Genomic DNA, 20,722 nt, shown 5'->3' with positions numbered 1-20,722 from the left:
CCGGCCGCCCCTTCTCACTGCCATGCTTCTTTGTTTTGCGGGGCATTCTTAATAAATTCCACCCCTGTGAGTGGGTGCCGCGGCGCTTTGGCTGGGGCCAGGCGGTTCCCCCGCGCGCCACCGCTGGTGGATCACTCGAAGTCCTTGACGTTCTGCAGCGTCACCAGTCCGGCGCCGGTATCCACATTGGCCTCGACGGGTTCCCCGCGGATGGCCTTGACGACGGTGTCGATGCCAAGCTCACCCATTTTCGCTGGAAATTGAGCTACGCTGGCGTCCTCCGCTCCCGACTTGATCGCTTCGATCTCACCGCAGCACGCGTCGAAGCCGACCACTATGAGGTTGTCGTTGGCAATGCCGGAATTGCTGATCGACTTGACGGCGCCAGGGATCGGCGGACCGCAGGCCGAGTAGATCGCCTTGAGATCGGGATTGGCGGTGAGGATGTCTTCGGTCACTGACGTGCCAAGTTCCAGCGTGCAGTTGGTTGCGCCCTTGCCGACGACATCGACCTTGACGTCGCCCAATCCCTCCATCATGCCCGTGACCCGGTCATCCAGAGCCGGCACCCCGGGAACGCCTTGCAGGATACCGATCTTGTCACCGCTCTTGAGCACCGTTTTAAGATACTCTCCGGCGATCTTGCCGCCGTTGAGGTTGTTGGTCGAGCCCAATGCCGTCTGGCCTTTCCAGTTGGGAATGCTGTTGTCGACGAGAACCACCTTGATGCCGGCGGCCACCGCCTTGTCGAGCGCCGGCGCGACCGTCGGGTCGACCGGAGTGATTGCCAGCCCGTTGACGCCCTGCGTGATCATGGATTCGATCAGAGCGATCTGGCCTTCGATGTCGGTAGCTGCCTGGCCCTGGCCGGTGACCAGTTCGATCTCCGGATGAGCGGCCGCGTATTTCTTGGCGGCGTCCTCCATGGTCGAGTAGAACGGCACCGGGAATTTCGTAATCAGGCCAACCTTGATCTTGTCTGCGGCCGAAGCCGGCACGGAAAACGCAACAGCGATCACCAGCCCTGCGAACAGTTTTCGGTTCATTGGCATTGTATTCCTCCCTTGGATTGAGACGCCTCCCGGCGGGAGACGCTTCAGGCATTTGCGGACCTGAAAGGTCCCCAAATTTCGAACGGGTCAGGCTCCAACGATCATGGAAACCAGTTCCTGTTTGTTGCCTTTGGTCGGCACCAGTTCGCCGACCCTGCGGCCCTGGCGAAGCACCACCGCGCGATCGGCGAGCTCGACGACGTGTTCCATGTTGTGAGTGATCAGGATGACGGCATTGCCCTGGTCGCGCAGCGCAGCGACCAGATTGAGCACCTGGCGTGATTCACGCAGGCCGAGTGCGGCGGTCGGCTCATCCAGAATGACAACCTTGCGGGCGAACACGGTCGAGCGGGCCACGGCGATCGCTTGCCTTTGTCCACCCGACATCATGGCGACGACGGCATCCAGCCGCGGCAACGCAACCTTGAGTTTTGCCAGCAGAGCACGGGTCTCGGCGTCCATCCGGCGCTGCTGCAGAAACCGCAGGCCGCGCGGAAGCCATTGCGGGCCAGCCAGTTCGCGACCGGCAAAGAAGTTCTGTCCCGGTGTCAGATTGTCGAACAGCGCCAGATCCTGATAGACGGTCTCGATGCCGGCGAAGCGCGCATCCGCAGGGGAGCGTATCTGCGTTGGCGCACCGTCCAAAAGGATCGCGCCGGCATCGAGTTGGTGCACCCCGCTGATGCATTTGGTCAGCGTCGATTTACCCGCGCCATTGTCGCCGAGCAGGCCGACGATCTCGCCGCGCCGCACCTCGATGCTGACATCGTCGAGGGCCAGAACCGAACCGAAACGCTTGGTAGCACCGCGTACCGCCAGCACGGGATTGTCCGCCGTGACCGCGTGATCGACTTTGGCCGCAACGGCGCTCATGACTGTCTCCCAGCTTGCAGCACACGCACACGCCCTTCGAGGTAATTGCGCAGCACGTCGGACTCGACCGCGATCACGATGACCACGCCGATGACGATGAGCTGGAAAAAGACATTGACGTTGAGCAGGTTGAGCGCGTTGCGGATAACGCCGATCATGATGGCGCCGATCAAGGCATGGCCGAGGTGGCCGCGGCCGCCAAGAAAGCTGGCGCCGCCAATGATCACCGCCGCGATCGTGTCCAGTTCCAGCAGATTGCCGAACAGCGGCGAACCGGCGTCGGTGCGGCCGGCAAGGATGACGGCACCGATGCCGGCGCACAGCCCTGAGATGACATAGACCGAAACCAGCACCCAGGACACGGGAATGCCCATGCGCAGCGCGGCGTCGGGCCGGCCGCCGACGGCATAAATCCAGCGCCCCCAGACCATGGTTTTAGCCATGACGGAAAGAACCGCGGCAACGCCCGCAACGACGAAAACCGATCCAGGCAGGCCCCAAACCGCCTCGCGGCCAAGCGCATCGATCGAATCCGGCATGCCAGGAATGGCGCGGCCATCGGCCAGTTGCAGGGCCAGCCCCTTGGCGATGCTCAATGTCGCCAGCGTGATGATGAAAGGATGCGGCAGCCGGCCGAAGACGTAGAAGAGCCCGTTGATGGCGCCGACCGCGGCACCGCAGCCAACCATCACGGCGATCACGATGATGGCGGGAGCACCGGCATGAAAGCTCAGCGCGCCGAAGACGGAGGCCAGTGCAAGGTTCGAGCCGACGGAGAGATCGATGCCGCGTGTCAGGATGACCAGATGCTGGCCCATCGCAACAACCGAGATGACGGCCGTCTGGGCAAGGATGTTGCTGAGATTGCGTCCCGTCAGGAAATAGGGCGACAGAAAGCTGAGAACGGCGATCAGCAGCACCAGGATGACCACCGGACCAGCGCTCAGCAGCATCAGGCCGAGCGCAAGGCCGGGAACGGCTTCTGACTTCCTCGATGCCGGCAACGCGGCCTCGCCGACAGTCGTGCCGGTGTTTCCCGTTTCAGGCAAATTTCCCCTCCCCGCCGCGGCTTGTACGAGCCGTGTCGTCAAAAATTCAATTCGTGTTCAGGTCCTCTTCTTATCGATAAAAAACAACCGGCCGGGCCGGGTCAAGTTGTTTTTTATGGATAAAGTTCATGATAAAAGGACAAGCTATAGTTCCCAAGGAAAATCCGATGAGAACCGACACCGTCTACAAGAAGGCCTTCAATCGAGCTGCGAATATGCTGCGCGACGGGCAACTGGCCGGTGAACTTCCTTCCGAAAATGAGCTTAGACGGCGAATGTGCGTCAGCCGCACAACCGTCAGAAAGGTTTTGCGGGAACTGGTTCACCGCGAACTTATCACCGAACGCCACGGCCTCAGGTCGACGGGCCGCCCGGTCAGCGACAACGATTACTATCCGGACGCCGAAACCACACCTCGCGCCAAGCATGTCGAACAGCAGTTCATGGAGTGGATGCTGCGGGGCGACACCAGGCCTGGAACCAGCATCAATGAGCTCGAGCTTGCGCGCCAATTCGGCGTTGCGACCAACGGAATTCGCGAATTCCTGATCCGCTTCAGCCGGTTTGGACTGATCGAGAAACGGCCGAATACAGGCTGGCTTTTCAAGGGCTTCACCGAAGGCTTTGCACTTGAGCTCTTCGAGATCCGAGTAATGTTCGAACTGCGTTCGGCGCAACTATTTTCACTACAGCCGCACAGTTCTCCCCTATGGTCGAAACTCGCTGCGCTCAAGATGGCGCATGCCGACCTGCTGGAGCGAATTGAGGGCCGTTTTCATGACTTCTCCGGCCTGGACAACCGGTTTCACCGGCTCATAAACGAGGCATCACCGAACCGCTTCATCGATGATTTCTACGACATCATCACGTTCATTTTTCACTACCACTATCAGTGGAACAAGCAGGACGAAAAGCAGCGCAACCAGGCGGCAATCCTCGAGCATCTCGCCTATATCGATGCGCTCGAAAGCCGCGAATCTGACCGGATTGAGCGGGCCTGCCGAGCGCACCTGGCGTCGGCAAGAGCAACGTTGACGCGTTCGCTTATCGGACTTGTTGAATGATGTAGTCGACCCGCCCTTCAAGGGAACCGACGCATCCTCTGGAACGCGTCGGAAGCAAACGCTTACGCGTGACGGATTTCCGTTCCGAGCACCTTCAAACATTCGCGGATGAACGCTGCAAGGGCCGTCCAGCCCTTTGCCGAAACCATCGTGCCATCCACATATGCCTCCGTTGGAGACAGGTCGATATAGGTGCCGCCCGCAAGCGTCACTTCGGGCTCGCAAGCCGCCAGTGCGCCGACCTTCTTGCCACGCACGACGCCGTCCACCGCAATCAGGATCTGCACGCCGTGGCAGATCGTGAAGATCGGCTTCTTGGTTTCGTGGAAGTGGCGCACCATCGCCTGTACGCGCTTGTCCGTGCGGATGTATTCGGGGCCACGGCCGCCGGCGCAGTACACGGCGTGGTATTGCTCCAACTGCTTCTCCGCGTCGGAAAAGGTTTTGTTGATCAGCGCATAGTGGCCGAGCTTTTCGGTGTAGGTCTGATCGCCCTCAAAATCATGCAGCGATGTTTTGATCAGGTCTCCGGCGCTTTTGTCTGGGCACACGACGTGGACGCTGTGGCCCACCGCTTCCATCGCCTGCTGGTAGACGAAGATTTCGTATTCCTCGGTGAATTCACCGGTCAGCATCAGGATCTTTTTGCCTGGCATGGTACTTCCTTTCCTGTGACAACGGCCGGGCGAGACCTGTACTCGCCTGGTAGGTTTGAGTTTCTAGAAGGGTGAATCGGGGAAGTAGTCTTCGTTGGCACTGGCCTGCGTGATGACCGTCAACGGCGGGTGCGGGGACATCGGGACAGTCTCAGTCGAACGCCAGCAACAAACGGTCGCGGGAATGCTCGATATGGCGACGCATCGCCTGCTCGGCAGCGGCAGGATCGGCCGCAGCGAAAGCGGCCAGGATGGCCTCATGCTCATCAAGCGCCTCCTCGGTGACGCGCGAATGGAACATCAGGCGAAATATGTGGAAGTGGGTATGCTGGTGCGCCAGTGTCTCGCGCACGAGTTCGTTGTTGGCGAATTCCATGACCTTGTCATGGAAAATGGCATCCTGGCGGGCGAAGTTGGAATACCGCAGGCGCTCGTCCTTGCCCTCACGGCGCGCCATGACGCCGGCCGACGTCTGAAGCTGCGCGAGCTTTACCTCGTCCATGAGCGCGGCTGCCTTGGCTGCGCCATGAGGTTCGAGCAGCAGGCGAAGCTCATAAAGTTCGTCAAACCGCCGTTTCGTGATCTGCGGCGCAGCGCGGTAACCGATCAGATGCGTCTTCAGCACCAGGCCTTCGCCTTCGAGCCGGCCGAGCGCCTCGCGGATCGGCGTGTGGGATACGTTGAACTCCTTGACCAGACTGTCGACGGTGATGCGCGAGCCCGGCGCAATCTTCAGCGACATGAGTTGCGCAAAAATCGCTTCGTAGACGTCCTCAACCAGGCTGCTGGAGCGCTGGATACGCCCGCCGCCGAGGTTCGTATCGTCCGCATTGAGTAAGTTCATGGCCTGCATGTTTTGCCTCTTGACACATTGAGTTGCTAACACGATGCTCTGGCTAATGCAATCCTATATCCTATACGATTTTATAGAGGATATCATTTGCGGCGGTTACGAGACAAAGCAATGGCGCTAGCGGTAGCCCTGCGGGAGCAGCGTGCCGCCCCAGCGGCCTTTCCAGACATCATCACAGGATGCAGGTCATGAGCCTTTTCGCTGCGATAAGGCTGCCACGCGAAATCCTCTTCGGGAGGGGCCAACGCCACGTCATTCCGGTTGTCGCGGCCAGGCTCGGGCGTCGCGCGCTCGTCTGCACCGATGAACGTTTTGCCGCAACGGGCCAGTTCGCTGAGATTATCGCGGCACTGCGAGCCGCCTCGCTGGACGTACTGATGCATGACCGTGTGCTGCCCGACGTTCCTCGGGACACCGTTGCCGTCTGCGTCGAGGAAGCACGGAAGTTCGCGCCCGACATGGTGATCGGCATTGGCGGCGGCAGCTGTCTCGACATGGCCAAATGCGCCGCGCTGCTCATCAGTCACGGCGGTCAGCTCCAGGATTACTACGGCGAGTTCAAGGTGCCCGGCCCGACGCTGCCGCTGATCGCGGTGCCGACGACAGCCGGCACCGGCTCTGAAGTCACCCCGGTTGCCGTGATCTCGGATCCGGATCGCACACTTAAGGTCGGCATCTCAAGCCCGTATCTGATCGCGGCCGCGGCCATCTGCGACCCTGAGTTGACGATGACATGCCCGCCGGGATTGACGGCAATCGCAGGCGCCGATGCGCTGACGCATGCAATCGAGGCCTTCACCGCCGCCAGGCGTGGGACCGATCCCGGCCTTCCGCAGAACCATGTCTTTATCGGCAAAACCGCCTTGACCGATCACTTCGCCCTGCTGGCGATCAAGCTGCTTGGCCGAAGCCTTGAAACGGCATGCCGCCGGCCCTCTGACGAGGACGCCCGGGCCGACGTCATGATGGGTGCACTTGCAGCCGGCTGCGCGTTCGGAACGGCCGGCACAGCGGCAGCGCATGCCGTGCAATATCCGGTTGGCGCGATAACCCACACCGCTCACGGATTGGGTGTCGCCACCATGTTGCCGTACGTCATGAAGTACAACAAAACAGCCGCAGCGACCGAGATGGCCGAGATCGCCAACGCGCTCTGCCTCGATGGTAAAGGCCGGACGCCCGACGAGTTGGCCGACGCGACCATTGCCGAAGTCAGCCGGCTGTTTGGGGCAATCGGGATCACCTCCTCGTTAGCCGAGCTGGGGCTGCCCGCCGATAAGCTCGATTGGACGGCGGAACAGGCGATCGCTATCGAGCGCCTCATCAAGAACAATCCGCGTCCATTTGATTTGCGGACCATGCGACACCTGGTCCAGGCGGCCTTTGATGGCGACCTCGCCAGCATCATGTAACAATCGGGAATATCGAGATGAACACGTTTTCACAGGTTCTGGCTGACGATCAGGGCATCAGCGACTTCCACACAATCTCGCACGGGCTGTATATTGGCGGCCAATGGCGGCAGTCCGCGGATGGCAGGGTGATTCCGGTCGTCGATCCTTCGACCGAGGCTGTCATCGCCGCTGTGCCGGATGCGACCGTGGACGACGCCGCCACTGCCGTTGAAGCCGCTGCCAAGGCAGCCGATGACTGGCGAACAACGCCGCCGCGAAAGCGTTCCGAGATCCTCCGACGCTGCTTCGAACTGATGACGGACCGATCGGAGGCACTGGCTACTCTCATCGCATTGGAAAACGGCAAGGCCCTGCGGGATGCCCGCGGCGAGATCGCTTATGCCGCGGAATTTTTCCGTTGGAATGCCGAGGAGGCCGTTCGCATTACCGGTGAATTCGGTACTGCGCCTTCCGGCACCAATCGGATTGTGGTCGACTACGAACCCGTCGGCATCTGCATCCTGATCACGCCCTGGAATTTTCCTGCCGCGATGGCGACGCGCAAGATCGCGCCCGCACTTGCCGCTGGATGCACGGTGATCCTGAAGCCGGCCAGTGAGACACCCCTCACCGCCTATGCGCTCGCCGCGCTCTACCAGGACGCGGGCATTCCACCAGGGGTGGTCAACGTCCTGACAACCTCCAGTCCCGGGCCTTTGACAGCCGCCATGCTGGCCGATCCGCGGGTGCGCAAACTCTCCTTCACCGGTTCGACGGGTGTGGGTCGCGCTCTGCTGGCAGAGGCTGCCAGGCATGTGGTTTCGTGTTCGATGGAACTCGGCGGCAACGCACCGTTCATTGTGTTCGACGACGCCGATCTCGAAGCGGCGCTCGATGGTGCAATGGTGGCCAAGATGCGCAACGCCGGCGAGGCCTGCACGGCCGCAAACCGCCTCTATGTGCAATCCGGCGTCTACGAAGCCTTCTGCGATGGCCTCGAGAAGCGGATGTCGTCGCTCAAGGTCGGCCCTGGCACTGATCCGGACACGGAATGCGGGCCAATGATCACGAAAAAGGCGGTCGAGAAGATAGACCGCCTTGTCGTCGACGCGGTCACACGCGGCGCGCGGGTCATGTGCGGCGGCTCAGTCCTGTCCGGGCGCGGTTTCTTCTACCCTCCGACGGTGCTTCGCGACGTGCCGGGCGACGCAAAGATGGCGCATGAGGAGATATTCGGGCCGGTGGCGCCAATCTCGAGCTTCGAAACGGAGGCCGAGGTCATCGCACGCGCCAATGACACCGAATATGGGCTTGCTGCCTACATTTACACGCGCGATCTGGCGCGCGGCATGCGGGTGGCTTCCCGCATCGAGGCCGGGATGATTGCTCTCAACCGCGGGCTGATGTCTGATCCGGCAGCTCCCTTCGGCGGCGTCAAGCAAAGTGGGCTCGGCCGCGAGGGAGGGCAGCATCACGGCATTGCCGAGTTCATGGAGGCGAAATACCTCGCCGTCAGCATGTGAGCTGAAGAAGAATGCAAGGCGATCCCTTTCGCATCCGCGACCACGTTGCTGATTTTGACCAAATCGTGCAGGACATTGTTGACCGCAGCGAGGTCGCCCGCGCCGCCATTCCGATGACCGCTGACGTGGCCTACGGACCGGATCCGACCGAGACCATGGACCTGTTCTTTCCTGCGGGCAAAAGAACGGCGCTACCGGTGCACATCTTTGTCCATGGCGGCTACTGGAGAATGTTCTCCAAGCGCGACTACTCATACATCGCGACGACGATTACCCAGGCCGGGGCCATCGCCGTCATCCTCGATTATGCTCTGATGCCCAAGGTCCGAATGGCGAGGATCGTCGACCAGGTGCGCCGCGCCAAGCAGTGGGTCCTGGCCAACATCGCCGATCATGGCGGAAGCCCGGCGGCCCTGACTGTCAGTGGTCATTCGGCAGGAGCCCATCTTGCAACGTTTCTGTTCGAGGGCGAGCATACCCCCTCGAATGTGAAGGCAGCCCTTCTCCTGAGCGGACTCTATGATTTGAAGCCGCTCCAGGATTCCTTTCTCGCCAACGAGATTGGAATAACCGACGAGGAAGTCGCCATGTTCACACCTCTCGCCTGTCGGCATGATGCTCAAACCAAGGCGGCGGTTCTGGTCGGAGCCAACGAGACGCCACCCTTCCATCAGCAAGCCGATCGATTCAAAGCAAGCTTGCTGCGGCAGGGATCGTTGGTAACGTCGCATGTGCTCCCGAACCGCAACCACATGGACAGTGTCAGAGATCTTGGCGTGCCGGGGACCGAGGCTGGCGATTGCCTGGCAAAACTGATCGCCAAGGCCTGCTGACTAACTCGGGTTCTCCAGGCGATTTGTTTTGCGCCACTCCTCGTACTCTCCGCGGGCATCGTCATGCAGCGGATAGTAGCGTTGCAACGGCCCGCCCTCCATGAGCTTCGCTCGCGAAAACTCCTCCCAATCATGATGCTTCTGTGATTCTTCGATCACCTTCGGGGCCATCACGACGGGAAGCACCACCACCCCGTCGTCGTCGGCGACGATGATGTCGCCCGGGATCACCGTGACACCGCCGCAGGCAATCGGAACGTTGACGGCATTGGGATAGATGCTGGTCTGCACATGATAGTTTGGCGTCCAGCCGCGCAGCCATAGGGGCAGGTCGAGCTTTTCGACATTGGGCCGGTCGCGCATGCACCCATCGATGACGATACCGGCCCCGCCCCTGCCCTTGAAATACGTCGACATCATATCGCCGAAGACGCCCGAGCTCATGTCGCCGCGCGCGTCGACCACGACCACATCGCCCTCCTGCGCGTGATAGAGCACGTGCCGGTGCAGCTGTGTCTCCGGATCGGCATATTCTCCTTCGGTGAAGAGGTCCGGCCGCTGCGGCAGGAACTGCAGCGTCAGCGCCGGCCCGACGATCGACTTCCCGTGGTTTTGCGCCACCGGACCAACCATGTGCGGATTGCGGAAACCCATATGGCCAAGCGTGCCGGCAACCGTCGCGGCGCCGATCTGCCTTAGCGCGTCGATCAGGTCTTTAGGCGGCCGCATGATGTCGGAAGTATGTGTCATTGTGGACTCCGATTGAATGGAACTACCAGTTCGTAACAGAACCGTCGCGGCGCTTAAGGTGAGGCGCTTCCCAGAAACGCAAACTCTGCGTCTGGACCGCAACTTCGTTGACCTCGACGCCGAGCCCCGGCAGATCGCCGACCGGGTAATCGGTCCCGTCGAGCCGTGGTTGCACGGGGAAGAAGTCGGAATTGTCGAAGCCCAGCTTTGTTTCGGGTGCCCTGGTCTCGAGCCACGCGAAGTTGGGTACCGCGGCAGCGAGATGCACGGTCGCGGCCGTGCACACTGGACCAAGCGGATTGTGCGGCATCAGGTCCACATAATGCGCCTCGCTCCAGCCAGCGATTTTCATCGCCTCGGTGAGCCCGCCGACATTGCAAACATCGAGCCGGTTGAACTGATGGATGCCGCGCTCGATGTAGGGCAGGAACTGCCACTTGCTGGCAAATTCCTCGCCTATGGCAAAGGGGATTTCGGTCATCGTGCGCAGCGATTCATAGGCCTCCGGCGTTTCGGCCCGTATCGGCTCCTCGAGGAAATCAAGCACGCCGCGACCGAGCTTGTTGCAGAAGCTCGCGGCCTCTGCCACCGACAGCCGATGATGATAGTCGAGGCCGAGGACCACGTCGTCGCCCAGCGCCTCGCGCGCCCTGTTCAGCATGCCCGCGGTAGCGCCGATGGACTCGCGCGGCTCGAAGATGTCCTTGCTGTTTTGCCCGAAGGGGAAGAAGCGGATCGCCTGCCACCCCTGCGCGCGAAGTTCGCGGGCCCGTTCGATGGCAACGTCGCCCTCGGCCTCGTCGCCGGTCGAGGCAAAAGTGGGAATGCGGTCGCGCTGCTTGCCGCCCAGCAGCTCGTAGACCGGCACGCCCAGCGCCTTGCCCTTGATGTCGTGAAGGGCGATGTCGATGGCGGAAATCGCCGCCTGAAGGACTCGTCCGCCTTCGAAGTACTGGCTGCGGTAAATCTCCTGCCAGATCCGCCCGATCTGCATCGGGTCGCGGCCGATGAGAAACTCGCGATAGTGCTCGACCGCGCCGGCCACGGCCCTCTCGCGACCGCTCAAGCCGCTCTCGCCCCAGCCGAAGATGCCCTGGTCGGTCTCGACCTTGACGAGCATCTGGTTGCGCGTTCCTACCCACACCGGATAGGGCTTGATCGCGGTGATCTTAAGTTTCTCAGTCATCCACGCCCACGTTTCACACGCATTCGCTCTATCTCAGTTGGCCTTGAGGGCCATTTCAGTTTCGCCATCGAACAGATGCATCCGCTCCTGGTCGAACTCGAGCCAGATCTGCTCGTCGGGCGCGACGGCAATGTTCGGCGGCACGCTGACGTTGACGATGGCGCCGGACAGGAACGCCTGGACGAAGGTGACGTCTCCAGTCGGTTCCACCGTGTAGGCCTTGGCCGGAATGGAACCAGGGACCGCACTCTTGTGGAGCTTGATCGTCGAGTGACGTGCGCCGAGCACGACTTTCCTGGTCGTCGCTTTCGCCACCTTCTGGGCATTGCGCGGTGAGAGCTCAAGGCGCCAGCCCTCGGCGCCGGTCAACACCGTGTTGCCGTTTGCCGTCGAGGCCTCTAACGGAATAAGGCTCATCGCCGGGCTGCCGATGAAGCTGGCCACGAACATGTTCACCGGATGGGCGAAGACCTGCGCCGGTGAATCGTATTGCTGCAGGTAGCCGCCATTCATCACCGCCATCTTGTCAGCCATGGTCACGGCTTCGAGCTGGTCGTGCGTCACATAGATGATCGTCGCCTTGAGGTCCTGGTGGAAACGCTTGATCTCCGACCGCATCTGCACGCGCAGTTTGGCATCGAGGTTAGACAGTGGCTCGTCCATGAGGAACACGGCGGGGGCGCGAACGAGGGCACGGCCAAGGGCCACACGCTGCTGCTGCCCGCCCGACAGTTCGCGCGGCTTGCGCTCGAGCAGGTGCGTCATGTCGAGCACTCGCGCCGCTTCCTTGACCTTCTTGTCGATCTCGTCCCTGGGGAGTTTGCGCATCTGAAGCGGGAACGCCAGGTTCTTGTAGACCGATTTCTGGGGGTAGAGCGCGTAGTTCTGGAACACCATTGCGATGTCCCGGTCCTTGGGGTCGAGGTCGTTGACCACGCGCTCGCCGATGATGATGTCGCCCGCTGTGATCGGGGTCAGCCCCGCGACGAGATTGAGCGTGGTTGTCTTGCCGCAGCCTGAAGGGCCGACGAGCGCAACGAACTCGCCGTCATTGACCGTCAGCGAAACGTGGTTGACAGCTTTGAAGCTGCCATAGCTCTTGACGAGATCTTGGAGGACCACGTGGGCCATCGGCAACTCCCTAGTGCTTGACCGCGCCTTCTGTAAGGGCGCGTACGAAGTATCGTTGCAGGACCAGGAACAGCACCACGACGGGCACACTCATCATGAAGCTGGCCGCCATCAGGCCCGGAAAGTCCGTCGTATTTTCCGAGAAGAAGCGTTGGATGCCGACCGGCAGGGTCAACTGCTCGTTCTTGGAGAGGAAGGTGTAGGCGTAGATGTACTCGTTCCACGCGCCGATGAAGGAATAGATTGCGGTGGCGATGATCCCCGGCATCGAGAGCGGCATCACGATCATGATGAAGGCCTGGAACCGTGTTGCGCCATCGATGCGCGCCGCCTGCTCAAGCTGCACCGGGATATTGTCGTAAAAGCCCTTGAGCAGCCAGATCGCCAGCGGCAGGCCAAAGGTGAGATAGGTGAGTATCAGCGAGCCATGCGTGTTTATCAGACCGATGGCGCGCATCAGGATGAAGAGTGGCACGAGAAAGATCACCGCCGGGAACATGTTGCGCAGCAGCACGGCAAAGAACAGGAAATTCCGGCCGGGGAAACTGAAGCGCGAAAACGCGTAGGCCGCTGGGACAGCCACGATCACCGAAAGGATTGTCGTGACGGTCGACACGAAAAGGCTGTTCCAGAAGAAGCGGAGGAAGTCCTGGCCGACGCTGTTCTGCGGATCGAGCAGTTTCTGGTAGCTGGCGAGGGTAGGTTCGTCCGGCCACCATTGCGGCGGGAATTGCGTCGCCGCGAATCCGGATTTGATCGAGGTGATCAGCATCCAGATCATCGGCAACGCGGTATAAAGCAGCATGAACACGAGGAATATGCGCCCGGCCCACCGCCATCCGTCGACGCGCATGCGGCGACGGGTCTGGGCTCGAGGCGCTGTTTCGGCAATCGTGCTCATCAGGCGCTCCCCTCTTTCCGCTCGTTGCCGCTTAACGCACGGACGTAGAAGTAGCCCAGCGTCATCAGCGTGAGGAACAGGAGCACCGAATAGGCCGATGCCACGCCCCAGCGCTGCCGTCCGAAGGCGAGCTCATAAATGTGGGTTATCCAGATATGCGATGCGTTCGACGGCCCGCCGCCGGTCATGATCCAGGGGATGATGAAGGAATTGAAGTTGGCCACCGCGAGCAGCAGCATCGTCACCACCGAGACGTTGCGCAAGTGCGGGAAGGTGACGTGCCAAAAGCGCTGCCATGCATTGGCACCGTCGACTTTTGCGGCACGCAGCAACTGGTCGGGGACTGTCTGCAGGCCGGCCATCATCATGATCATGGCAAACGGAAACTCGCGCCAGATATTGACGACGATCAGGGAGGGCAGCACCGTGCTGACATTGTCGATGAAATTCGGCGGATGGGCGGCCAATCCGAGGCCGACCAGCACCGCGCCGATGATCCCGAAGTCCGAATGGTAGATCCACTTCCAGATGTAGGAGGCGGCGACGGCGCTGATGACCCAAGGGATGATCAGGACGGCGCGCAGGACACCACGGCCGATGAAGTCGCGGTGGAGCGCCAGCGCTGTGGCAAACCCCAGGACAAAGGAGATGAAAGTTGACCCCAGAGTCCAGATCAGTGTGTTCCAAGTGACTTTCCAGAACACCTGACTGGTGAGGATGGTCGTGTAGTTGTCGAAGCCGATGAAGGTCTTGTCGCGGAGTTGCAGGCCAGGCGGTGTCTTAAAGAACGACAGCTCGACCGTGTAGTAGATCGGATAGGCGATGACGATGAGCATCACGGCGATCGCTGGGAGCACGTACGCGTAGTCCGCGCGATGCTCCCAGACCTTCCGCAGCGCGCCGGACCAACCGGGTTGCAATCTTCGGCGAGCCTCGGCCTTGCCGGTCACGATCGTCACTTGTGGCGTGCCCTTTTTCTTCGGAACGCTGCGGCTGCGCCAGCGGCGCAGCCGGTCCAGGTCGTAGGTGTGGCCTGGACTAGAGTCCGCCCATCAGGTCTTTTACCTTCTTGGCCGCGTCGTCCGCTGCCTCGTCGACGGTCATCGCTCCGGTCAGGGCATTCTGCAGCATGTCCGGGATGATGATGTTCATGATCTCGGGGGCCTGCGGCAGAGCTGGGAACGGGATGCCGTATGGCAGCATCGAGGTGGTGACGTCGAGGAACTTGATGTTGTCCAGACGTTCCTTCATCCACTTGGTCTTGAAGCCGTTGAGGTTGCCAGGGTTTGATCCGGCGTAGGCCATCTTCAGCGACCATTCAGGGCTCGTCCACATGCAGATGATAGCTTTCGCGGCCGGCTCGTCTACCTTGCCGCCCTCGACATATTCGGGTTTCAGGATGTGAATGTTCGAGCCGCCGAACACGACGGCGCGCTTGCCGTCGGGACCAGTCGGAATCAGGCCGTAGCGCATGTTGTCGATGACCGTCTGCGCCTTGTCCTTGTCGGTGCCCGTCGCCTTTTTCTGCAGGTCGAGCATGACGTTGTAATCGGACGGGTGCGAGATCATCATGCCGAGCTGGCCAGCGACGAACAGGGGCTGATTATCGGCCTGCTGATTGGTGAGTGCCGAAACCGGAACCGACTTGTCGCGAACATACATGTCGTAGGAGGCTTGCAGCGCTGCCTTGCTTTGCGGGCTATCGAGCTGGACCTGCTCATAGGTCGGGTTCGGCGTCGCTTCGTCGAAGACACCTCCGCCATAGGCCCACAGCTGTGGCATGAAGCGGTACGGCGTATTGCCGGCATTCTTGCGAGCCACGAGGCCATATCCGGCAATGCCGAGCTTGTCGTGGATCTGCTTGGAATACTTGACCACGTCGTCCCACGTTGCCGGCGGCTTGTCCGGATCGAGGCCGGCCCGCTTGAAGATGTCGGCGTTCCAGATGAACGCCATCGTCTCATTGTTGGTCGGAATGCCGTAGGTCACGCCCTCCCAGGTCACTGCCTTCATGGCGCCGGGCCAGAAATCCTCGGTCGAATACCCCACGTCCTCTGGCTTGAGCGGCTGCAGATAGCCCTTTGAGGCGAACTCGGTACCACCCAGGATCTGCAGGCGGACCGCCATAGGCGCGGCATTGCCCAGGAGCGCGGTGCGGAACTTGTCGAGAAGGTCGTTATAGGTGAGGGCTTGTTCCTCGAGCTGGATGTTCGGATAGGTTTTGCGGAAGGTCTCGAAGAAATCCTTGTAGTACTGGCGCAGGAGGTCGGGGTCGCCCTCGAACACGCCCTGATACCAGAATGTCAGTCGCCCCTTGTAATCGAGCGGGGTGACCTTGGCGCAATCGGCCGCCGTGTCAAAATCCTGTGTGCCCGCAATCGAGCGCACATATTCCGGCGACCACTTGCTCAGGTCGACCGGCGGTGCACCCAGCGCCGATGTAGACGTCAGGAATGCCATCAAAGCAGTGGCGACAGTGCCGCGCAGGACGGCACTGCCGAGCGCAATTCTCGTCATAGGTATCCTCCCTGGTTCTCCCATGCCGCCCTAAAGCGGTCCTTGCTCGTTTCGATCGCGAGGATGCTTCTGCCAGCTCAGTGTATCCTCTCGATCGCTTGGTACGTTTTCAGATCGTGAATTGCCTGTCAACGCGCTGGATCGTACATTGTTTGCGAAAGCCGTGTGTGATATCGGGCAAGGTATGTATTAAATTGGGGAGCCCGGCCTTGGCCGAAATCAGCGATTTCAAAGCGATGCCACCGGTGGGGACCGATCCCATCGGGGCCTCCAGCGAGGGCGCCTCGCTTTATGAATTGATCAGGGAAGATATCATCGAGGGACGGCTCGCTGCCAACGAACGGCTTGTCGTCACCGATCTCGCCCGGCGTCACGGCACTTCGACCAATCCTGTGCGCGAGGCCCTGCAGTTGTTGCGCGGCGAAGGGTTTGTCACCTTTGTCGCCAACCGCGGGGCGCGCGTGCGACCCATTGATCAGGATTTTGTCCGGGATATCTACGAGATCGGTGTTCTGATCGAGCCAGCCCTGACACGATGGTTTGTGAATATGGCTACCGGCGAGGACATCGCCGAACTCGAACGTCTCCAAGGCCTGATCGAAGAGAACAACTTCGCCGACACATTCAGGCACAGTGAGCTGGATACCGCTTTCCACACCGTGATGTACCAGCGGCACTACAACCGCCACGCCGCCGAGCTTTGGTGGAAGCACCGCGAAGTGCTGCGAGCCGTGAGCCGTCGTTTCAATTTCACGCTGGCGCGACGTGCCGCGATCATGCGCGAGCACCGCGAACTCATCGCGCTTGTGAAGGCGGGAGAGGCCGACAAGGCGGCCGAACTCGTTTCCCGCCATGTCGAGGGTTCGGGCCGGCATATTCTCGAACAGATGCGAGCGCGCAACGCCGCTCGGGCCGGATAGAATGTCCAGTCCAGAACATCGTTAGCTGACCATTTCCAGGCAAAGGTAGTTGAGATGAAAATCACGAGCATTCGGCCGTGGCTGATCAAGTCCGGTGCTTCTTACTGGGGAGAGTTCCTGTTCGTCGAAGTGACGACCGACGAGGGAGTGAGCGGCTGGGGAGAGATCACCACCACGACAAGGCTCGCCAACCGCGCTCTCTGCACGATCCTGCGGCAGATCGGCGTCGCCGTGACAGGCGAGGATCCGGCGCGTATCGAGCATCTCTGGCACAAGATCTTCCGCAGCTTCACCTACATGGGAAGCCGCGGCGCCGCTGTCGAATGCGTGAGCGCCATCGATATTGCCCTCTGGGACATCCGGGGCAAAGTCCTTGGCAAGCCGATTTACGAGTTGCTTGGCGGGCCGGTACGCGATGAAATCGCGCTCTACACCCATCCCAACCAGGCCAAATTCACCAGCAAGGAGGCTGTGGTCCGCGAAATTCTAGACATTGTCGAGTCCGGACACACTGCGCTCAAGTTCGATCCCTACCCCCACCAGGGCCGCAGCGCCGATGGCCTGCCCCGCGAACAGCGAGACGGCTACCTCGATGGCAGCATGACCCGCAAGGACGAGCGCGAAGCCGCCGACCTCACGGCTCTGATCCGCGAAACGGCAGGACCCGATGTCGACATTCTCATCGATGCGCACGGCCGCTTCGACGTCCCCACCGCCATTCGCCTCTGTCGGAGCCTCGAGGAGGCCGGCCAGATCGACTGGTTTGAGGAACCCTGCCCGCCCGAGAGCCTTAACGCCCTCAAGCAGGTGCGTGAGAAGGTCAATACCGCCATCTCGTGGGGCGAGCGCGGCCACACGAAGTGGGATTTCGTGCCGGTACTCGAGAACAGGCTCGCCGACTACATCATGCCCGACGTTACCTGGACCGGCGGCATTACCGAACTCAAGAAGATTTCTGCGCTGTGCGAAGCCTACTACGTGCCGGTCTCGCCACATGACGCCGCGGGACCGATCAACGTGGTTGCGGGAGCGCAGGTGATGATGACCGTCCCCAATTTCTACAAACTCGAAACATCGGAGTGGAACCTGGGCAAATACGATCACCTGATCGACAGACCACTCGACATTTCGAACGGCAGCCTCAAGCTGTCGTCGAAGCCTGGTCTCGGTATTGAGATGGACCGCGACTACCTGCAGGCCTACGAGATTGAGTTGGGCTAGCAAGACCAAATGCCGGCCCAGGGTGCGGGACGACAAGCCGAAAACGAGGATAAGTCATGGCAAAGAGAGGTGGCGCCGACGAAGCGCTCAATCGGGTAAACGCGAACTCCAAGCCATCCCAGCTTCGCATCACCGACATGCGGGTAGCCGAAATCGTCGGCGCGCCGTTCACCTCGACCCTGCTCAAGATTTACACCAACCAGGGCATCGTCGGGCTTGGCGAGGTGCGCGACGGCGCCAGTGCCACCTACGCGCTGATGCTGAAGAGCCGGCTGCTTGGCGAGAACCCTTGCGACATCGACCGCCTGTTTCGCCGGATCAAGCAGTTCGGTGGCCATGGCCGGCAAGGCGGCGGCGTCTCGGCGGTCGAGATCGCGTTGTGGGATCTCGCCGGCAAGGCCTATGGCGTTCCCATCTACCAGATGCTCGGCGGCCGGTTTCGGGAGAAGGTGCGCGTCTATTGCGACACCGACGCTACCGTGCCGAGCGGCACCGAGACCGGCAAGCGCCTCAAGCAGCGCATGGCGCTCGGCTTCACCTTCCTCAAGATGGATCTGGGGCTGATGCAGATCGCGGATGTACCCGGTGCGGTCGTCTCCCCTGCTGGTTCACTTGAAGGGTACCGCATCCATCCCGGCCGCGGCCCGGTCAAGACCATGGAGGAGCGGCGCGCCCGCAATGCCGCTTACGATTTGCATAACGTCCCCCATCCGTTTACCGGCCTCCACTTTTCCGACAAGGGCCTCGACCTGCTTGAACAGTACATTGCCGAGGTTCGCGATGTTATCGGCATGGATATTCCGCTCGCCATTGACCATGTCGGCCACATCTCGCTGCAGAACGGCATTCGGCTCGCCAGGCGGATTGAAAAATACGTGCCGGCCTGGCTCGAGGATGTGATCCCATGGCAGTACACCGAGCAGTTCCGGCAACTGCAGGCCGCCACTACGGTGCCGATCTGCACCGGCGAGGACATCTACCTTAAGGAAGGCTTCGAGCCTCTGCTCAAGAGCGGCGGCCTTTCCATTATCCACCCGGACCTGCTCACCAGCGGGGGCATCCTCGAGAGCAAGAAGATCGGCGACATGGCCCAGGACCACGGCATCGCAATGGCCATCCATATGGCCGAAAGTCCAATCGCCGCAATGGCCGCGGCACATGTCGCGACCGCGACCGAAAACTTCATGGCGCTCGAATACCACTCTGCCGATGTCGACTGGTGGGACGATATCGTCACCGGCCTTCCCAAGCCGCTCGTGAAGGACGGCTTTATCACTGTTCCGGACAAACCTGGCCTGGGGATTGACGACGTCGTCGACGAGGTGATCTCGCAGCATCTGCAGCCGGGTGTCACCGGCATCTGGCAGCCCACGGATCATTGGGACGACGAGTATTCCTGGGACCGTATCTGGAGCTGAGGCGAAAAGAACCGAAGATGAAGATCACCGATCTCCGCTGCGCCGTCATCGGCAAACACCCAATAGTCCGCATCGTTACCGACGAGGGCCTCTATGGCCTTGGCGAAGTCGAGTTCACCAAGACCTATCTCAAGCCTTGGGTGCTGCATTTCCGCGATGCGCTGATCGGCGAGGACCCTACCGACGTCGAGCGGGTGATGCTGAAGATCCGCCAACGCGGCTCTTTCAAGCCCTATGGCGCGGCGGTAAGCGCTATCGAGCATGCGCTGTGGGACATAGCCGGCAAGGCCGCAGGCGTGCCGGCCTACAAACTGCTCGGCGGCAAGGTGCGCGACAAGGTGCGCGTCTATAACGGCTCTATCCGCCAGAAGCGAACGGGGGACCGGCCGGAGGATTACGCCGCTGACGTGAAATGGATGATGGAGCAGCCGCAGAATTTCTTCATGATCAAGCAAGGGATCTCGTTCCACTCCAACATGAAGGACACCATCGAGGACTTCCATTACGGCGTGAAGCAGAATAAGGCTGGCTACCACGGTGCCATGGATCAGGGTGTCATCAGCGAGCGCGGTTTCAACCACATGCTCGACTGCGTGATCGCGATGAAGGAAGTGCTGGGCGACAAGGTCAGCCTGGCGCTCGACTGCGGCCCGGGCTGGATGCTGCCCGATGCAATCAAGTTCGCTCGCGCGGTCGAGAAGTACAATTTGATGTGGCTCGAGGACATGCTGACCGGCGACTATGTGCCGTGGGTCAATCCGCAGGCCTATCGGGAACTGACCACCTCAACCTCGACGCCAATTCATACCGGCGAGCAGATCTACCTGCGGCACAATTTCAAGGAGCTGATCGAAACGCAGGCGGTGCGCGTCATCGGCCCGGATCCGGCCGATATTGGCGGCATTGCCGAGCTCAAATGGGTCGCCGAGCACGCCTGTATGCACTCGATCCTGATGGCACCGCACGGCACCGCGAACGGCCTTCTCGGCCTCGGCGCGCTGATCAATGTGTGCGCCACCCTGCCCGCCAACTACATCGCGTTCGAATACCCGAGCGCCTCCGACCCCTGGTGGGAGGACCTCGTAATCGGCCTGCCGTCGCAGATCGTGAAGGACAGCATGGTGGACTTGCTGGAAGCGCCGGGGCTGGGCCTCGATATCGACGCCGAAGCAGGCAGGAAGTATCTCCGGGAAGAGGATGCAGGCTTCTTCGACTGAACCATCCTTCTTGCGCCACCCTGCACTGCGCGGACTGCTTCACGCAACCTCTCATCCGGAATGACCGTTTCGGGCCGACGAACGAACCCGCTGCGCGGGAGGGGCGCCTGCGGTTGAGGTAGAGATCAAGAACCGGTCGTCGCGCTCGCGTTGAGCGTCGTTCG

19 protein-coding genes are annotated in these 20,722 nt (G+C 61.0%); 8 read left to right on the top strand and 11 right to left on the bottom strand.

The features are described 5' to 3' along the window. Positions 1 to 131: 131 nt before the first annotated feature. The 3 genes from NKH59_RS31795 to NKH59_RS31785 form a co-directional block, all read right to left on the bottom strand. The gene (locus NKH59_RS31795) at positions 132 to 1,046 is read right to left on the bottom strand and encodes a sugar ABC transporter substrate-binding protein (protein WP_353024200.1); all 915 of its coding nucleotides are present in this window, start codon (positions 1,044 to 1,046) and stop codon (positions 132 to 134) included. A gap of 93 nt (positions 1,047 to 1,139) precedes the next feature. Next, complete coding sequence (locus tag NKH59_RS31790; protein ID WP_352819661.1) at positions 1,140 to 1,925, bottom strand: ATP-binding cassette domain-containing protein; 786 nt, start codon at positions 1,923 to 1,925, stop codon at positions 1,140 to 1,142. Further along, positions 1,922 to 2,974 carry an ABC transporter permease gene (locus tag NKH59_RS31785; protein ID WP_352614824.1) on the bottom strand — a complete coding sequence of 351 codons (1,053 nt, stop codon included), beginning with the start codon at positions 2,972 to 2,974 and terminating at the stop codon, positions 1,922 to 1,924. Before NKH59_RS31785 ends, NKH59_RS31790 begins: the two co-directional genes overlap by 4 nt. 167 nt (positions 2,975 to 3,141) lie before the next feature. Between NKH59_RS31785 and NKH59_RS31780 the strand changes: the two genes are divergently transcribed. Continuing rightward, on the top strand, positions 3,142 to 4,038 hold the full coding sequence (locus tag NKH59_RS31780) for a GntR family transcriptional regulator (RefSeq protein ID WP_352819659.1): 897 nt from the start codon (positions 3,142 to 3,144) through the stop codon (positions 4,036 to 4,038). Positions 4,039 to 4,100: 62 nt separating this feature from the next. Here NKH59_RS31780 and NKH59_RS31775 read toward each other — a convergent pair whose 3' ends face one another. Further along, positions 4,101 to 4,694: a DJ-1/PfpI family protein gene (locus tag NKH59_RS31775; protein WP_352474439.1), complete on the bottom strand. Its 594-nt coding sequence runs from the start codon at positions 4,692 to 4,694 to the stop codon at positions 4,101 to 4,103. Between the two features lie 151 nt (positions 4,695 to 4,845). Then, on the bottom strand, positions 4,846 to 5,538 hold the full coding sequence (locus NKH59_RS31770) for a GntR family transcriptional regulator (protein ID WP_502898605.1): 693 nt from the start codon (positions 5,536 to 5,538) through the stop codon (positions 4,846 to 4,848). 197 nt (positions 5,539 to 5,735) lie between these two features. Between NKH59_RS31770 and NKH59_RS31765 the strand changes: the two genes are divergently transcribed. Genes NKH59_RS31765 through NKH59_RS31755 form a run of 3 tightly spaced genes read left to right on the top strand, consistent with a single transcriptional unit; the run spans position 5,736 to position 9,297 of the window. Next, a complete protein-coding gene (locus NKH59_RS31765; protein WP_353024199.1) occupies positions 5,736 to 6,959 on the top strand; it encodes an iron-containing alcohol dehydrogenase in 1,224 nt (407 codons plus the stop codon). Positions 6,960 to 6,976: 17 nt separating this feature from the next. After that, entirely contained in the window at positions 6,977 to 8,464 is a 1,488-nt protein-coding gene (locus NKH59_RS31760; RefSeq protein ID WP_352819653.1) for an NAD-dependent succinate-semialdehyde dehydrogenase, read from the top strand. A gap of 11 nt (positions 8,465 to 8,475) precedes the next feature. Beyond that, positions 8,476 to 9,297, top strand: coding sequence for an alpha/beta hydrolase (locus tag NKH59_RS31755; RefSeq protein ID WP_352819651.1), 822 nt, complete (start codon positions 8,476 to 8,478; stop codon positions 9,295 to 9,297). On the opposite strand, the gene NKH59_RS31750 is transcribed toward NKH59_RS31755, so the two are convergent. The 6 genes from NKH59_RS31750 to NKH59_RS31725 all read right to left on the bottom strand — a co-directional run bounded on the left by NKH59_RS31750 (position 9,298) and on the right by NKH59_RS31725 (position 15,782). Next, on the bottom strand, positions 9,298 to 10,047 hold the full coding sequence (locus NKH59_RS31750) for a ribonuclease activity regulator RraA (RefSeq protein ID WP_352823232.1): 750 nt from the start codon (positions 10,045 to 10,047) through the stop codon (positions 9,298 to 9,300). A 22-nt stretch (positions 10,048 to 10,069) separates the two neighbouring features. Beyond that, complete coding sequence (locus NKH59_RS31745; RefSeq protein WP_352981259.1) at positions 10,070 to 11,233, bottom strand: mandelate racemase/muconate lactonizing enzyme family protein; 1,164 nt, start codon at positions 11,231 to 11,233, stop codon at positions 10,070 to 10,072. Positions 11,234 to 11,266: 33 nt separating this feature from the next. Further along, positions 11,267 to 12,364, bottom strand: coding sequence for an ABC transporter ATP-binding protein (locus NKH59_RS31740; protein WP_352819645.1), 1,098 nt, complete (start codon positions 12,362 to 12,364; stop codon positions 11,267 to 11,269). A gap of 10 nt (positions 12,365 to 12,374) precedes the next feature. Then, a complete protein-coding gene (locus NKH59_RS31735; RefSeq protein WP_353024197.1) occupies positions 12,375 to 13,265 on the bottom strand; it encodes a carbohydrate ABC transporter permease in 891 nt (296 codons plus the stop codon). Beyond that, complete coding sequence (locus tag NKH59_RS31730) at positions 13,265 to 14,224, bottom strand: carbohydrate ABC transporter permease (RefSeq protein ID WP_352819641.1); 960 nt, start codon at positions 14,222 to 14,224, stop codon at positions 13,265 to 13,267. Before NKH59_RS31730 ends, NKH59_RS31735 begins: the two co-directional genes overlap by 1 nt. A gap of 79 nt (positions 14,225 to 14,303) precedes the next feature. Next, positions 14,304 to 15,782, bottom strand: coding sequence for an ABC transporter substrate-binding protein (locus tag NKH59_RS31725; protein ID WP_353024195.1), 1,479 nt, complete (start codon positions 15,780 to 15,782; stop codon positions 14,304 to 14,306). 209 nt (positions 15,783 to 15,991) lie between these two features. Here NKH59_RS31725 and NKH59_RS31720 point away from each other — a divergent pair, with 209 nt between their 5' ends. The 4 genes from NKH59_RS31720 to NKH59_RS31705 are packed head-to-tail and all read left to right on the top strand — an operon-like array spanning position 15,992 to position 20,558. Further along, positions 15,992 to 16,702, top strand: coding sequence for a GntR family transcriptional regulator (locus tag NKH59_RS31720; protein WP_023679253.1), 711 nt, complete (start codon positions 15,992 to 15,994; stop codon positions 16,700 to 16,702). Positions 16,703 to 16,756: 54 nt separating this feature from the next. Then, entirely contained in the window at positions 16,757 to 17,923 is a 1,167-nt protein-coding gene (locus NKH59_RS31715) for a mandelate racemase/muconate lactonizing enzyme family protein (RefSeq protein WP_352819638.1), read from the top strand. Between the two features lie 56 nt (positions 17,924 to 17,979). Further along, positions 17,980 to 19,341 carry a mandelate racemase/muconate lactonizing enzyme family protein gene (locus tag NKH59_RS31710; protein WP_352614805.1) on the top strand — a complete coding sequence of 454 codons (1,362 nt, stop codon included), beginning with the start codon at positions 17,980 to 17,982 and terminating at the stop codon, positions 19,339 to 19,341. 17 nt (positions 19,342 to 19,358) lie between these two features. After that, a complete protein-coding gene (locus NKH59_RS31705; RefSeq protein ID WP_353024192.1) occupies positions 19,359 to 20,558 on the top strand; it encodes a mandelate racemase/muconate lactonizing enzyme family protein in 1,200 nt (399 codons plus the stop codon). Positions 20,559 to 20,722: the final 164 nt, after the last annotated feature.

The organism is Mesorhizobium sp. M0998, from assembly GCF_040318885.1.
Classification (GTDB): domain Bacteria; phylum Pseudomonadota; class Alphaproteobacteria; order Rhizobiales; family Rhizobiaceae; genus Mesorhizobium.
This window is presented reverse-complemented; position numbering and strand designations above follow the sequence as displayed.

Coding starts and splice junctions, on each gene's coding strand:
- NKH59_RS31795 (WP_353024200.1), bottom strand. CDS start 1,046: ATGAACCGAAAACTGTTCGCAGGGCTGGTGATCGCTGTTGCGTTTTCC.
- NKH59_RS31790 (WP_352819661.1), bottom strand. CDS start 1,925: ATGAGCGCCGTTGCGGCCAAAGTCGATCACGCGGTCACGGCGGACAAT.
- NKH59_RS31780 (WP_352819659.1), top strand. CDS start 3,142: ATGAGAACCGACACCGTCTACAAGAAGGCCTTCAATCGAGCTGCGAAT.
- NKH59_RS31775 (WP_352474439.1), bottom strand. CDS start 4,694: ATGCCAGGCAAAAAGATCCTGATGCTGACCGGTGAATTCACCGAGGAA.
- NKH59_RS31770 (WP_502898605.1), bottom strand. CDS start 5,538: ATGAACTTACTCAATGCGGACGATACGAACCTCGGCGGCGGGCGTATC.
- NKH59_RS31765 (WP_353024199.1), top strand. CDS start 5,736: ATGAGCCTTTTCGCTGCGATAAGGCTGCCACGCGAAATCCTCTTCGGG.
- NKH59_RS31760 (WP_352819653.1), top strand. CDS start 6,977: ATGAACACGTTTTCACAGGTTCTGGCTGACGATCAGGGCATCAGCGAC.
- NKH59_RS31755 (WP_352819651.1), top strand. CDS start 8,476: ATGCAAGGCGATCCCTTTCGCATCCGCGACCACGTTGCTGATTTTGAC.
- NKH59_RS31750 (WP_352823232.1), bottom strand. CDS start 10,047: ATGACACATACTTCCGACATCATGCGGCCGCCTAAAGACCTGATCGAC.
- NKH59_RS31745 (WP_352981259.1), bottom strand. CDS start 11,233: ATGACTGAGAAACTTAAGATCACCGCGATCAAGCCCTATCCGGTGTGG.
- NKH59_RS31740 (WP_352819645.1), bottom strand. CDS start 12,364: ATGGCCCACGTGGTCCTCCAAGATCTCGTCAAGAGCTATGGCAGCTTC.
- NKH59_RS31735 (WP_353024197.1), bottom strand. CDS start 13,265: ATGAGCACGATTGCCGAAACAGCGCCTCGAGCCCAGACCCGTCGCCGC.
- NKH59_RS31725 (WP_353024195.1), bottom strand. CDS start 15,782: ATGACGAGAATTGCGCTCGGCAGTGCCGTCCTGCGCGGCACTGTCGCC.
- NKH59_RS31715 (WP_352819638.1), top strand. CDS start 16,757: ATGAAAATCACGAGCATTCGGCCGTGGCTGATCAAGTCCGGTGCTTCT.
- NKH59_RS31710 (WP_352614805.1), top strand. CDS start 17,980: ATGGCAAAGAGAGGTGGCGCCGACGAAGCGCTCAATCGGGTAAACGCG.
- NKH59_RS31705 (WP_353024192.1), top strand. CDS start 19,359: ATGAAGATCACCGATCTCCGCTGCGCCGTCATCGGCAAACACCCAATA.